The sequence below is a fragment of the Rhodopirellula sp. UH5 genome (genome assembly GCF_056839225.1).
Map to the genome: position 1 here is coordinate 1,289,686 of NZ_CM166390.1, position 15,495 is coordinate 1,305,180.

At 56.6% G+C, this 15,495-nt stretch carries 10 protein-coding genes; all 10 read right to left on the minus strand.

Features of this window, described 5'->3' with window-relative positions; all coding sequences use genetic code 11:
• Window positions 1–277 precede the first annotated feature (277 nt).
• Entirely contained in the window at window positions 278–6,676 is a 6,399-nt protein-coding gene (locus UH5x_RS04700) for a choice-of-anchor Q domain-containing protein (RefSeq protein WP_482634888.1), read from the minus strand.
• A 683-nt stretch (window positions 6,677–7,359) separates the two neighbouring features.
• Window positions 7,360–7,698, minus strand: a complete 339-nt coding sequence (locus UH5x_RS04705) for a hypothetical protein (RefSeq protein ID WP_482634889.1) — start codon at window positions 7,696–7,698, stop codon at window positions 7,360–7,362.
• Window positions 7,699–7,854: 156 nt separating this feature from the next.
• Window positions 7,855–8,331 carry a hypothetical protein gene (locus UH5x_RS04710; protein ID WP_482634890.1) on the minus strand — a complete coding sequence of 159 codons (477 nt, stop codon included), beginning with the start codon at window positions 8,329–8,331 and terminating at the stop codon, window positions 7,855–7,857.
• A 2,399-nt stretch (window positions 8,332–10,730) separates the two neighbouring features.
• The gene (locus UH5x_RS04715) at window positions 10,731–11,249 is read right to left on the minus strand and encodes an ankyrin repeat domain-containing protein (RefSeq protein WP_482634891.1); all 519 of its coding nucleotides are present in this window, start codon (window positions 11,247–11,249) and stop codon (window positions 10,731–10,733) included.
• Between the two features lie 758 nt (window positions 11,250–12,007).
• Window positions 12,008–12,358 carry a hypothetical protein gene (locus tag UH5x_RS04720; protein WP_482634892.1) on the minus strand — a complete coding sequence of 117 codons (351 nt, stop codon included), beginning with the start codon at window positions 12,356–12,358 and terminating at the stop codon, window positions 12,008–12,010.
• A 224-nt stretch (window positions 12,359–12,582) separates the two neighbouring features.
• Entirely contained in the window at window positions 12,583–12,951 is a 369-nt protein-coding gene (locus UH5x_RS04725; RefSeq protein ID WP_482634893.1) for a DUF7832 domain-containing protein, read from the minus strand.
• 202 nt (window positions 12,952–13,153) lie between these two features.
• Window positions 13,154–13,567, minus strand: coding sequence for a hypothetical protein (locus tag UH5x_RS04730; RefSeq protein WP_482634894.1), 414 nt, complete (start codon window positions 13,565–13,567; stop codon window positions 13,154–13,156).
• Between the two features lie 188 nt (window positions 13,568–13,755).
• A complete protein-coding gene (locus UH5x_RS04735; protein ID WP_482634895.1) occupies window positions 13,756–14,133 on the minus strand; it encodes a hypothetical protein in 378 nt (125 codons plus the stop codon).
• Window positions 14,134–14,268: 135 nt separating this feature from the next.
• Complete coding sequence (locus UH5x_RS04740; protein WP_482634896.1) at window positions 14,269–14,988, minus strand: HEAT repeat domain-containing protein; 720 nt, start codon at window positions 14,986–14,988, stop codon at window positions 14,269–14,271.
• A 163-nt stretch (window positions 14,989–15,151) separates the two neighbouring features.
• Entirely contained in the window at window positions 15,152–15,484 is a 333-nt protein-coding gene (locus tag UH5x_RS04745; protein ID WP_482634897.1) for an SUKH-4 family immunity protein, read from the minus strand.
• Window positions 15,485–15,495: the final 11 nt, after the last annotated feature.

A 15,495-nucleotide genomic window follows, 5' to 3' on the forward strand; every position in this document is an offset into this window, starting at 1 on the left:
ACCGAGCCTCCCATGATGATTGGCTCGGTTTCATCTCCGGCAATCAAACAATCGTCCAAATCAGACTGCGTTGAACGAGAAACCACCAACCAAGATCGAATGAGTTGAAAATCCAACTGCCCGGGATGCGGTTGACGCCAAGCAGGTCGGCAGGAGTCATTCGGCGTTTGAACCGGTTTGGCAATCGCCCCCGTTTCCCCGTACACCCAGGGCCAACGCTGAACTTCGAAATGGTTGGTGTTGACGCGATGCGGTCAAATCCTATCGGACCAAGTTGCTAAACGGTTCCCAACAATTCGATCTCAGTTGCCATGGATAGCGATGGGTCCTCGTCATCGAGTTCCGCCATCGCCTCGTCCACTCCGAATGACGTGGCTGTTGCGGTCGATGATGAACCGTCGAATGTCGATGAGACCTTGCTTTCGGGTCCGTCGACACCGATGACTTCTCCGCTGTCGAAGAACTCATCGACTTCATCGCTCGAGAGCTCACTGGGTGCAAAACTTCCGAATGGAATTTGCGGTGCAATGAATTCACCCAAAGCCGCGTTGGTTGACAGTTCCATTCGGTTGAGATGATTGATCACCAACAATGCATCCAGTGCAGTGACGTTCGCGTCGCGATTGACATCGACGAAGCTTCCCACGAGTGGTTCACCACCGGCATCGTTCAAACGGTTCAACTCATTGATCACCATCAACGCATCCAATGCCGTCGTTTCACCGTCAGCCGATGTATCGGTTGGCTGCAGGATGTTCGTCGCCGCTCGATTGGTCAACGTGTCGGATCCGGCTGACGATTGAATCGAGAAAATCCGATCGCTGGACAGCGGCTCAAAAATGACCGCATACAACTCGCCGGCTTCCAAGTTCGCCCTTGCCACACCGTTCTGATAGGAACTCACCGTCAACGTATCGGCATCGACGATCCGCACCGTCTCGCTCAGGCTGGTCACGCTAATCGGCGTGACCGTGACCGTCGTGTCCGTCAACGCCTGAAAGATGATTGCGGTTGGAATGCCATCCCCAGGAATCAAGTGTGGACGCGCCACAAAGGTCGGAATCAAGATTCGCGTTTCACGTTCATTGATGTCGTCGTTGAGAATGACTCCCGCCGCATCCGCTTGTGATATCAGCGTGTCATCGCTGGCGTTGCTAAGCAGCACCGTGAAGCTTTCGTTTGACTCCACTTGAGTGTCGCCCGAAACGTTCACCGTGATCGTCGCCGCCGACTCGCCATCAGCGAATGTCACCGTCCCGGTGGGCAATGTCCCACCAAAATCGCTCGCATCCGCTGGATCCTCTCCGTCACCGACCACTGAATAGTCCACCGTGACAGTACCGGTCGTGCTTTCGGAACGAGTCACCGTGAACGTGAACGCGGTGGTCCCCGCATCACCTTCGACGCGTTGGGCATTCTCAGCAACGATGCTCAACGAAGCCGCAACCGGTGCCGCCAGATCCGATTCGAAGGCACCGATGTCGACCCCCGGACCTTGCGGTCGCGCAACGCCTCGTTGATCAGTTGCCAATCCGGCCAGCACCCCGGCATCCAAAGCAGCACTACCAGCGAGCAATGGAATCGTCGGGGTTGGGCCACCAAACTCGCCCAGTGTTCCAAGCCCTGCGTCATCATCGACAAGGTTGTTTCCGTTGTCGGTGATGGAACCCGACAGATTGGGATTCGTCGAAGCGGTATTCCGCGATACGATCGAATTGATCAACGACAAAGTGCCCGCTTCGACCGAGATGCCTCCACCTTGCGATGCCGTGTTGTCGGCGATCGTGACACTGGTCAACGAGACAGTTCCACCTTCGCTCAAGACACCGCCACCATGGCTGGATGCTGAGTTCGATGCAATGGTTGAGTTGACAACCGTGACTTCACCGCCGTCCCCGTCGGCAAAAATCCCGCCGCCGTCGATTGTGACATTGTTGGAGATCGTGGAACGTGTGACGACCAGCGTTCCCGTGGAACTGTTCCACAAACCACCGCCTTCGCTGGCGGCCGTGTTACCATCAACATGAACTTCCGTCAGTTCAACGGAACCATCACTGGAGATATGAACCGCTCCACCGTTGCCTGGCGCAGCAGATCCACTTGGACCAGCCATGTTGTTTTCCAGTGATCCACCGGTGAACGTTGTGGTCGATCCGCCGATGGCTTCCAGACCACCGCCGGCACGATTGGCGACGTTGCCTGAAATGGTCGTGTTGTCGATCGTCGCGATCCCAGTGGTGAAAATGCCGCCACCACTTCCCGATGCACCATCGGCGACATTGAATCCGATGACTGCATCGATCACGTTCAGCATTCCACCGTCATTGAATAGACCGCCGCCACCGTTGCTGGCGTCATCGCCGCTGGCAACATTCGATGAAATCGCCCCGCCGTTGATCGTCATGGTTCCGGTCGACGAGTTCCACAAACCGCCCCCTTCGCTGGCCGCCGTGTTGCTGCCGAAAATCGCCAAGTTCGATGTCACGTTGGCCGCTCCCGTCGAGTGCAATCCACCGCCATTGATACCGGCGAAGTTGTTCGAAACATCGGTCCCGAAGTTCAACGTCACCGTGCCAGTGATCACTTCGATGCCACCACCAGCACGATTGGCCGTGTTGCCTTCGGATGCAATCGCACCACCGATTTGGCTCAAGTTGATCGTCACCGCACCGTCGGTGCTGAAGATACCACCGCCGCTACCGAGCGTTCCTGCAGCCGCGTTGCCGCTGATCGTTGCATTGCTGACCGTCAGTGTTCCGCCATTGTTGAAGATCGCACCGCCACCGTCATCGGCGGCGTCACCCGAGGCAACGTTCCCGGTCAAGATGGTTCCGTCGACCGTCATCGTCCCAGTGTTGTTCCAAAGACCACCGCCTTCGAGAGCCGCGGTGTTGTCGCGGATCGTTCCCCCTGAGATCTCTGCGTTGCCATCACCCGAGAGATGCAGTGCGCCACCGTTCCCGGGCACCGCTGATCCATCCGGTCCGGCAACATTGAGTTCCATCAAGACATCGGTCAGCGTTGTGCTGCTTCCCGCAGTCGCTTCAATCCCACCGCCTGCACGATTGGCCGTGTTGCCACTGATCTGCCCGCCCGCAATAGTCAGCGTGCCTTGATTGAGGATCCCCCCGCCACTGCCGGCTGCACCATCCGCAACATTGTCAGTGATCATTGCGTCGTTGACATTCAAAGTGCCACCAACATTGAACAGACCGCCCCCGCCATTGTCAGCATCATCGCCTGAGGCCGTGTTGCCGCTGATCGTGGTTCCGGTCACGGTCATCACACCGGTTCCGTTCCACAAGCCGCCACCTTCAGACGCGGCAACGTTGTTGTTCACGGTGCCACCGCTGATGGTGACCGTCCCCGCGTCGGTGACGTGCAAGCCACCTCCATTGCCAGGCGCTGCCACTGCGGGACTGACACCGGCGTTGTTTCCGTCCAGATTCACGTCCGTCAGCGATGTCGTTGACCCGTTGGTCACTTCGATCCCACCGCCTGCGCGATTGGCAACGTTGCCGCTGATCGTCGAGTCCGTGACGGTCAGCGAACCGAGATTCAAGACTCCGCCGCCGCTGCCCGAGATTCCGTCAGCTGCATTGCCGGTGATGGACGTCGAGTCGATGGTCAGCGTGCCGCCATCGTTGAAGACACCGCCACCGCCTTGATCCGCGTCATCGCCGCTGGCCGTGTTGCCATCAACGCTCGATCCAACCAGAGTCATCGTTCCGGCCGAACTGTTCCAAACACCACCGCCCTCCGCACCCGCAGTGTTTGCAGTGATGGTCGTGTCAATGAAATTCGCGGTCCAAGGGCCGGATGTGTGCAGAGCACCACCATTGATTCCAGTCGTGTTTCCGTCGAATTCAGTTTCGAAGAAGGTTGCATTGCCAGCGTTCTCGACACCACCGCCCGCACGAGACGCATCGTTGTTCGAGATCGTTCCTCCACGAACCACCAACGTTCCGCCGTTCGCGTTCAGAATCCCGCCGCCGTTGCCCAGTCCCACCATCGCGGTGTTCTCGAAAACATCACTGTCGGTGATCGTGACCGTGCCGCCGTCATTGAAGACTCCCCCGCCACCTTCACCTGGTTCATCGCCACCACTGACATTGCCAGAGATGCTTGAATCAGCGATCGAGACATTTCCACTTTCGTTGGCGATCCCGCCACCGTTCCCCGTTGCTGTGTTGCCAGAAATCTCCGCATTCACGATCGTCAGCATTCCGCCCACGGCTTGCAACGTGCCCGCTGCAGCTGGACCGGTCACGCGATAACCATCCGGTGAACCATCACCGTCAACATCAACGTCCGTGTTCACCCCATGCAGCACGATCTCACGCAGTGACATCGGCAACAAATTGTTGTACTGACGAGCTTGGTCAGCATCGCTCAGATCAAACGTGTACGTCTCACTGAAGTCGATCGTGCCGTCTTCGGCTGTGGGAAAGTCATCCAAGTTGAAATCGGCCAACGGTGAGTTCCCTTCCAAAGGAACCGGTGCACGTGGGCTGGATAGGTTCAACAAAACGTTGCCATATCCAGAAACCCCTTCGCCGACGGTGATGAAGCCATCTCCGCTCGCATCATCGCCAGCATCCGGTGTTCGCGAATCGATCGCAACACCACCTTCACCCAGGAAGGGTCCTGGGATTGTTCCGGTCGAATCCAGGTCCGATGCAAATCGTCCGTGAATGTGTTGGATGTGAGGTTGGTTGGGAACCAAACCAGAAGCGTTGATATGGACCGTGATCGACGGGTTGCCGGGATCACTCGTGTCCACCGTAACCGATGCGGTTCCGCTCACACCTGAATCATTCAGGGTACTCAGGGTCGTTTCGAAAGACTGCGATGTCGCATCGACACCGCTGTCATTGAAAATGCCGCCACCAATTGGAGCGGAGTTCCCACTGGCGGTCGTCCCGTCCACAGTCAAACTTCCGGAGACGCTATTCCAAAGGCCACCGCCTTCGTTCGCAGCAACGTTGTCCGTCACCGAACCGCCGGTGATCGTCACGATCCCATCGCCAGAAACATGCAGTGCACCTCCGTTGCCCGGTGATGCAGATCCATCCGGTCCAGCAACGTTTGATTCCAACCTGACATCCGTCAACGTCGTGCTGCTCCCCGCCGTGGCTTCAATCCCACCACCGGCTCGATTGGCAGTGTTGCCACTGATCTCGCCACCCGAGACGGTTAGCGTGCCATCATTGAGAATCCCACCACCGCTGCCGCTGGCACCATCGGCGACATTGAATCCGATGACTGCATCGATCACGTTCAGCGTGCCACCGTCATTGAATAGACCGCCGCCACCGTTGCTGGCGTCATTGCCGCTGGCAACATTCGATGAAATCGCCCCGCCGTTGAGCGTCATGGTTCCGGTCGACGAGTTCCACAAACCGCCCCCTTCGCTGGCCGCCGTGTTGCTGCCGAAGATCGCCAGGTTCGATGTCACGTTGGCCGCTCCCGTCGAGTGCAATCCACCGCCATTGATACCGGCGAAGTTGTTCGAAACATCGGTTCCGAAGTTCAACGTCACCGTGCCAGTGATCACTTCGATGCCACCACCAGCACGATTGGCCGTGTTGCCTTCGGATGCAATCGCACCACCGATTTGGCTCAAGTTGATCGTCACCGCACCGTCAGTGCTGAAGATACCACCGCCGCTACCGAGCGTTCCGTCAGCCGCGTTGCCGCTGATTGTTGCATTGCTGACCGTCAGTGTTCCGCCATTGTTGAAGATCGCACCGCCACCGTCATCGGCGGCGTCACCCGAGGCAACGTTCCCGGTCAAGATGGTTCCGTCAACCGTCATCGTCCCAGTGTTGTTCCAAAGACCACCGCCTTCGAGAGCCGCGGTGTTGTCGCGGATCGTTCCCCCTGAGATCTCTGCGTTGCCATCACCCGAGAGATGCAGTGCGCCACCGTTCCCGGGCGCCGCTGATCCATCCGGTCCGGCTACATTCAGTTCCATCAAGACATCGGTCAGCGTTGTGCTGCTCCCCGCGGCCGCTTCAATCCCACCGCCAGCACGATTGGCGGTGTTGCCACTGATCTGGCCGCCCGCAACAGTCAGCGTGCCTTGATTGAGGATCCCCCCGCCGCTGCCGGAGACACCGTTTGCGACATTGCCGGTGATCGTTGAATCGGTGATCGTCACGTTCCCGCCATCAATGGCCAGGGCACCGCCACCCATGTCAGCGTCGTCGCCAGTCGCTGTGTTGCCTGTCAACGTGACATTGGTTAGAGACAACGATTGTCCCGACCCGACGAAGATTGCACCGCCTGATTCCGCCAAACCGTCTTGCAGCGTCAAACCGGATACATCCACGATCACGGCCTCCCCAGCGGACGCGTTGATCGCGAAAATTCGCGAGACATTGCCACCGCCAATCGTTTGACCCGATGAGTCACCCAACGCAATCTGGAGCGATTCGGTGACCTCCAACTCGCTGCCCAGAAGGATCGTGCTCAAACCGTCGGCGAAGGTGATGCGATCGATTTCGGTCGCAGTCAAATCACCCGGCACCGTGTCCGCATTCACAATGGCGTTGGAATTGGAGGCTTGGATTGCCTCCCGTAAACTGATCATGCCGTCTTCCGCGACCACATCCAGGGCGGTGTCGACGACATAAGCCGCTAGAACGCGACGCTCCTCGAGGCGTTCCCCCATCAATCGGTTCAGACTTGTTCGGCGTGACTTGGTTCCGCGTCGCTTTCTCCTCTGAAAATTCTCAGTTTCTTTCGCAACTTCGGGAGCGTGGTGTTGATCAACTGGTTGATTTTCGAGCAAGCGGGCAGAACGAAAGCCGAACATAAAGGTCTCCGATGAGTCAAAAACGGGTGAGGGAGGGCGTCAACGAGCCACCCAAATCGCGCATTCCCCCACGTTTGACCGCGCAAGACGCACAAAGAAAGCGACAGCCACCCGGGTGAGGGATGACTATCGCTGTACAAAGCAACAGATATGCCGGTCATGCAATTGGGATCGATTATGAGGCAGCCGTGTCAAACTCGTTTGCGCACGCCCGCATCGAAATCCAGACCGGCATTGCCGAACTCGGCCAACATCGACTTGCGGGCTGTCATACATCGTGCAACAGGACGCTCTGAAAAGTGGCGAGGAAACGTCCACCTCCCACACCTTGCTCGTGACCACCTGCGTCTACCGTTGATCGCTCACGTCTTCACCCCCAGGATCGCATTTTCGCGAAAAACGTCGCCCTCAGGATCGACGTCATAGATCGCGATCACGTCGGCGTCGTCCACATGGCCGTCAATTCATCCCAGTGCGCTATGATGTTGGCGCACCTTGGGATTGCGATCAGCAAAAGCCCTTACTGGGCCGACCCTGCGCTATGGCAGCGTCCCCATCGCAAAAGACTCGCAAGCGACATCCAACCGACCGCCGCAAGCGTTGAAGTTCAGGCGGTAGTGTTCCCATTTGGACTCGGCAACGATTGGCGGCCAAGCAGAATTCCGAACCACACACGTGCCATCGTACGGCTCACCCTCGAACAAGTCGTCTGGTTCATCAGTCCACTCGAAACGAGTGACGTCACCAAACACGACGCAAATTTGATGTTCACGCCAATCGAGGAATCTCAGCGTGACATCACTGCCATCATACGAAATCGATGTAACCTCTCCGTCGGCGGTGGAGAATCCGGGGTGAATGATTTCAGCGATCGGCATTGGCCCCCCCTGCGTCGGCCCACAGTCAGTATTCGAACACCGCCCGGAACCGAGCCAGCGATGTCTGAACAACGAGAGATTGTACCAACGCCAGCCCGCGTGACCAACCAAGGAAGGTGCACCGAAGGCCCGTCGTGAACACCATGTTGTCCGCCGCTAGCCCCGCGATTGATTGTCAGTATCAAGGTTGCGTGCGTCCGGATACGCAGCGAGAAAGGCATTCGCGACGTCGTCAGACGCACCAATCAGCAGCGTCGCCGAAGAATCCCAGCAAACGATCTCGAAACTCGCGTCAGAGAATTGCGGCCGCGGCGAACCATGCCACAGATCGGCGTTGCCGTCAGCATACGGAACGGAGTCGAGGATCGCGGGGTCGAAATCGGCGGATGCAGGCAATGCCGACAGCACCGACCAGACGAATTGAGGACGATTGAGAGCGAAGTCGTAAAGCGTGTCGCCGTCGACCAAGTAACGATCACTGTTGTTGGGCGGAACAGGAAGTTCACAACTTAGGTCCACGTCCGTCCAGAGCCAGCGGTGTTGACGGACAATGGATTCAATCCGCGCGAAAAACGGGTGAAGGTCAGAATACCATTTGATCGTGGGCGATTTTTCGACGATGAGGTTTGCCAACGAATAACCTGCGGCGGACAACGGAAGGTTTTTACGACACCGCCCTCAACGAAGCGGACGACTTGGAAGTGCCGAACAGTGTACCCAATCGAGGGCCGTTGGAATCACAGCCAAGGCGATCGCGGCGTTGCCAACGGGAAGGCATCATCGAAGCGAACGACGTGACCCGCCGAACGAGGCTCCAAAGACGAAGCCGCGACCCAGCGTAAAACCCATGTGAGGCGACTGTTCCGCATCGAAGCCGAGAGACCGCGCCGGATTAGTGTTCAATTAGCGAAGATCAGTGTTCAGCGCAGCCCGCCTTTTTCAGGAACACTAATCAGCGCTAATCGCACACTAATAGATCCCCTCGAACCCCCGACCTCGGTAGGTCGCCTAACGGAACGTTTTTACGACAACGCCTGAACGAAGCGGACGACTTGGAAGTACCGAACAGTGTCCCCAATCGAGGGCCGTTGGAATCACAGCCAAGGCGATCGCGGCGTTGCCAACGGGAAGGCGTCATCGAAGCGAACGACGTGACCCGCCGAACGAGGCTCCAGAGACGAAGCCGCGACCCAGCGTAAAACACATGTTAGGCGACTGTTCCGCATCGAAGCCGAGAGACCGCGCCGGATTAGTGTTCAATTAGCGAAGATCAGTGTTCAGCGCAGCCCGGCTTTTCCAGGAACACTAATCAGCGCTAATCGCACACTAATACATCCCCTCGAACCCCCGACCTCGGCAGGTCGCCTAACGGAACGCTTTTACGACACCGCCATCAACGAAGCGGACGACTTGGAAGTGCCGAACAGTGTACCCAATCGAGGGCCGTTGGAATCACAGCCAAGGCGATCGCGGCGTTGCCAACGGGAAGGCATCATCGAAGCGAACGACGTGACCCGCCGAATGATGCTCCAGAGACGAAGCCGCGACCCAGCGTGAAACCCATGTGAGACGACTGTTCCGCATCGAAGCCGAGAGCCCGCGCCGGATTAGTGTTCAATTAGCGAAGATCAGTGTTCAGCGCAGCCCGGCTTTTTCAGGAACACTAATCAGCGCTAATCGCACACTAATAGATCCCGCTCAAAACCCCGACCTCGGCAGGTCGCCTAACGGAACGCTTTTTACGACACCGCCATCAACGATGGCGAACGATGCTTGAACTACCAAAGATTGTACCAAAGCCAGCCCGCGTTGACAAAGTTGGAAGGTGTGCCGAAGGCCTAGCGTAAAACCCATGTTGTGCGACCGGTGCATCTCTAGTCCACGGACCAACCGAAATGCTCGATTACGTAATCCATTTTGTTCGTGTATGGATTCCCGGTGACGTACGGACACAGGACGATCGCCCACCACGTGTCAGTGTGGTAGGAGTTTTCGGTCAGACTTGGGCGAAATGCGTACTGGAGAAAAATGCGAGCGCTGGCGTCACCAGCCGGGCAGTACAAAAAGTCGTTAAGCAGTGGATGCGGACACTCAGCGAGCCATTCATCGGGCGAACACATTGTTAAACGTTCGATGACGAGTGAGCGAATTTGGTCAAAGTCACGTCGGATTACAGAGTTTAGCGCGTCCGCGGTGTCGCTAGCCGTAGGAATACCGTCTCGGTCGATAGGGAGTTCGAGCCAGGCGCTTCGGTCGGATTCATCGAAGTACGGATGGCCCAGATATTCCATTTCGGTAGGTCGCACAACGGAAGGTTTTTACGACACCGCCCTGAACGAAGCGAACGATGTCTGAATTACTGAAGATTCTACCAACGCCAGCCCGCGTCGCCAAACGCGGAAGGTGTGCCGAAGGCCTAGCGTAAAAACCATGTTAGGCGACCGGTGCCTAATCCCAGAAGTTGAAAACTACGTGACCGATGTTTGGGGGAGCCCAGTATTTGAGTTTGCGCAGTTCCGATTCGCCGAGAAGCGAGATTGCGTTTTCAGTGACAGGCGAATTCAGGAATTCGGCCGACAGAGCAGTGTAGCCAAATAGGTTTACGGCAAGGACGTCGCAGTCCCGGAAATCAAAGTTAAAGTCGAGGACATCCGTTGGGTGATGCGAACGCAACGTATGGATGGTGGATGTTCAGTAGCAAGCTCCACTGTTCGTCGCGGCACGAAACAAGGGCGCGGACGAGCGTATGGTAAATCTCGGCCTCGTCCGATGGAGGCTCGTCAACGGTGAAACCTGAGTCGCGACAAGCTGTGTAAAGCGTGCTGCGAAAAGCGCGAACGTCAACCGACGTGGAAACGTCGAAACCGGTTATTCCGCGTGGAAGCTGCAATCGACTAGGTCGCCTAACGGAAGGTTTTTACGACACCGCCCCAAACGAAGCGAACGATGCCTGAACTACGAGAAATTGTACCAACGCCAGCCCGCGTGACCAACCAAGGAAGGTGTGTCGAAGGCCTAGCGTAAAAACCATGTTAGGCGGCGGGCCCCGCGTGTGGTTGCAGCATCTGAATGATCATTGCGTAAGCTGCGCGGGTATCGTCGGGCATTCCGCCAACAAAATTGTGTTCGGCGCCGCCCATTTGGGCCCAACCGAGTGCGTCACGTTCACCGTCGCCATCTAGGAGCAATGAATCCGCGCCACAATCAAGAAGCATGCGAACGCCTATGGCAAAACCTGCCGCAGCGGCAGCCATCAAGGGCGTCTCGCCAGAATGCCCGCCCCGCCCGTTGATCGGAGCAGCGTGATCGAGAAGCAAATGTGATATCGTGATGTTATGCGATTCCAGTGCGGTGATTAGCGGTTCGACGGATTCGCTAGCGGCCGGGTCTTCAGCGATGAGTTCGAGTACAAGTTTGGGGTGATCGTTTTCCGCGGCGTCACACAATGCCATGACGAGCGCTTCGCGGCGGGGCATCGGCGAGTCAGGCAATGGTTGGTATCCACCATTGGCAAGGAGTTCGCGAATGTTTTCGGCTGACACGCGTGGCATTGGAGAAGATTCGACCGCCTAACGGAAGGTTTTTACGACACCGCCGTTGCGATGCCATTCAAGTTTGAACAAGTGTAGATTCTACCACCGGATGGAGGCTTGAACAAACGACAGCGGTGTGCCGAAGGCCTTTGCGTAAAACCCATGTTGCACGTCAGTGAGTTACGTTTACGGTCTTAATTTCGGATGCGAGCATCCCCATTTGCGTTGCGGGAAACTCCCAGCTCCATTGGTTGTCGTCGATCGCGACACAAACTGCCGATTCCACGTCACGCAGAGCGCGCCAGATTTGTGTGGAGGTTGCAACACGGGAAAGCGCTGAGCGCGAGATGTTGCAGCCGGGTTGGACCAGCCGAACGTCAAAGCAACTGCCAGCAGTTTTGGTCGCGGTTAGCGTTGCGTATTCAGGTTCGAGGTGGAATTCGACGATACGCGAGCCGAGTTCAGCCGACAACAGAAAACGAGCGAGCGACACCAACGGTGCGATGGGGTCAGCGGGAACGTCCGATGCATTCACGAGCGTGTCAGTGCCAGCGATGCCAAACGTAATAGGCAGCCATCCATGCGAGATGTCACCAAAGCGAACGTTCAAAGTGTCATCGGCCATTAGACTCTGACGTGCAACGGAAGGTTTTTACGACACCGCCCTAAACGAAGCGAACGACGTCTGAATTACTAGAGATTTTGCCAAGGCCAGCCCGCGTCGCCAAACATGGAAGGTGTGCCGAAGGCCTAGCGTAAAAACCGTGTTGGCCGGCCTATTTGGGCAAGAATATGCCGCACATCGTGACAATGTTGCTGCAAGCAAAGTCCTGCCATTCCTCGAACGAATTCAACTTTTCGTTGGGATTGAAATACAACATTAGACTGCGCCCGACGCCCCAGACGACACCGACCTTAAAACTGAGTGACCGGTCATCGTCATCTGGTGCAGTCCGCAATTCGTCTTCATCAGTAAGTGCGTCCCAAGTTCGCAAGACACCAGGGATTTCAGCGATATCGTATAGCTGCACAGACGTGACCGACTTGAGTAGTTTCTCAAATGCGGAGTTGTCAGGACGGTCGCCTTCCGTGAGGACATCGGACAAGACGACGGCAACATCGTTCATGAGTTGCGTTGGCGATTTGTAAGAGAGGGATCGAATATGACCGTGAACAGACTCAATCAAAGGATGCATTTGGACCGGCCAACGGAAGGTTTTTACGACACCGCCCTGAACGAAGCGAACGATGTCTGAATTACGAGAGATTATACCAGCAGTGGGAGGCTCGACCAAACGACAGCGGTGTGCCGCAGGCCTAGCGTAAAAACCATGTTAGCCGCCGTGGGGCACTACGAGTGAGCTTGCCAATCGGAGAAACGTTGGTCGAATACGGCCGCAAGTCTATCGTACGCGTCCCATGAGTCGTCAGCTGGGAGTTCCTGACCATGGACGCCATAGAAGTCGTCAGCAAATTGCTTGAGATTCTTGTCGATGTAGTGCGACATAAACTCCTGCGCGGCGTCAGTGAAGTCGTGGTCGCAAATCTTGCCGTCGCAGAGCGCGTACGCGATGTCCGCGAAGAACATGCCGGAATCCATGGATCGCGAACGAACCCGCTCGAGAACGTCCGGATTGTCCTCGACGCAGTCAGCGCTGAGATGTTGATTGTTGGCAGCCCACGCGAGGATGGTGCCGAACAGACGCGCCTGTTCGTCCATTTCGTCTTCCGATTCGCACCAAGAAACGTCGAAGTACTTCATGATCTAGCGGCGGCTAACGGAAGGTTTTTACGACACCGCCCTTAACGAAGCGAGCAATGTCTGAGTTACGAGAAATTGTACCAAGGCCAGCCCGCGTCGCCAAACACGGAAGGTGTGCCGCAGGCCTAGCGTAAAAACCATGTTGTCCGGCGATGAAGTGCTATACAGCGTCCGTCTCAAAGACCACAATCGCATTTCGATTCTGACCCAACGTTAGAGCGTCAGCATTGCGAATGTGCGCCAGCAATTTTGGGCCAACCCAATGGGTGCGACAGTCCATGGTGCTATCTGGGATGTTGACGTTCCGCACCGTCAGTCGGTTGTCGTAGGTTTTCTTGATCCAACGACGAAACTTGTTGAACAGAGTTTCAGCCCGTTTGGAATCAGGATCACCAGAGTCGGTGCGCAGGGCAATCCGCCCGCAGATCAACACGTTGTCGTAGAGTCGTGATCGAAGGAGCTGAATCCGACAGTCGTCAACGCAGAGGAACCATTGGATATCCGATTCGCGATCAACGGAGTCAGCAAGAGGTTCTGCAAAACCGATGAACTCGGCTTCATCGTCCGCGTTCATAAAGAATTGAAGCTCGCTATTCAAAACGCTCGTCCGGACAACGGAAGGTTTTTACGACACCGCGCCAAACGAAGCGGTTGAGTTTTAATCACGAAAACTTGTACCAATGCGAGCGCCCGTTGCCTACCAACGAAGGTGTGCCGAAGGCCTAGCGTAAAAACCATGTTGTCGGGCACGGGAATGACGAGTTAGGTCTCCACTTCGTTGGACAAAGACGGATACGCATGATGCACGCAGATCGCCATGCCATTTAAGGCCAGACGTTCACAGGCAGCCCACGAGCATGTCGAATTACCGTGACCGCCGTGGTGAGCAACCATGTGTGCCAAGCGAATGGGACGATCGTCGAACGTATCCCACGATTCCGGCGCAATAATGCGGATCGCCAAGTTGCCACGTCCAGTGTCGATCTGCCAATGGCAACGGCAAGCTGGGCATCGACGCAGTTCGGTGTCGTAATTGCGTGCGACCGGAGCGAAGTCATCGAAGGTCTGGACGTCGTCCCAAAGTTCGATGAAATCAGCGAGTTGGTCGCAGTCGCAGTTCAAAACGCTAGTGCCCGACAACGGAAGGTTTTTACGACACCGCCCTAAACGAAGCAGACGATGTCTGAACTACGGAAATTGTACCAAGGCCAGCCCGCGTGACCAACCAAGGAAGGTGTGCCGAAGGCCTAGCGTAAAAACCATGTTACGCGACCACTACGCGCTGGGTCTGAGCCAGCCGCAGATTCGGCCGAACCATTCCGCATCAACATCAATTGAGTCGTCATTGGCAATTCGGTCAATCGCAGCAAGGATTTCCGAGAACGTCTCATCATCGTAGACGTTTCGGTCTGGATGCGCAGATTGTGCCAACGAGCAAATCGCATGGGCGGCGTGCCGCCGGACGTCGGGGTCAGTATCGTCGAAAGATTCAATGATAGCTGACAGTTTCATTGCAGCGTTTTCCGAATAGCGACCAAGAGCGAGCGCCGCACGTCCTCGCAGGTTCGCGTCGGAATCCCGCGCGGCATCAATCAGTGGTGAGATAGCGGGGACGCCAATAGTACCCAGCGCCCAACAAGCAGAGTCAGATACGGGATGGTGTGAATCGCAAAGAAGAGGAATCAAAACGGGAATCAGGGGTTCAGCGTCGGGGCCAAGTCTGACCGCTGTTCGAGCGGCCCAGAAGCGAACATGTGAGTTGTCGCTACGAAGCGCGGATTCGAGTGCGTTAAGGTTGGGTGCGAGTGAACCGATACGTGTGAGAGCCGTTCCAATCCAAGGGCAGGCCTCGGGCTCGCGGAGGATTGCGGCATACAGTGCCGGAGCAGCATCGCGTGCTGCGTCACCGAGGTCGCGAAGAGCGTGTGCTGCAACCTCACGCGTTGATGCGTCAGGAGACTCAAGGTCGTCAATGTACTGCTGCAGTGGATTCACCGGTGGTCGCGTAACGGAAGGTTTTTACGACACCGCCCTAAACGAAGCGAGCGATGCCTGAACTACGAGAGATTCTACCAAGGCCAGCGATCGTTGCAAAAGGACGTAGGTGTGCCGAAGGCCCCAGCGTAAAAACCATGTTGTGTGACCCGGTGGAGCGCGATTAGAGCAAGCCATCACGAGTTTGCTCGACAACAACCGCCCACCAGTACTCTGGATCGGCAAAACACTCAGCATCGATTCCGCGAATAGCATCAGCGAACACCGCGGCCGCAGCACCAGCGTCATCGTCGCGAACGGTGTCAGCATATACGCGATGGGCGTCAATGCACGATCGCAGTTGTTGCAGCGTGGAATTCACGAACCGGCTAGGAAGTTTGCCTGCCGGGTCACGGGAGAATATGCGATCGCCGTCCAGTTCGAGACGCCCGCCACCGTCATCACCGATCACGGATGCGCCATCGACGAGTCGAACGTCGTGGAATGTGAGAAGCAAAGGTTCGTAGT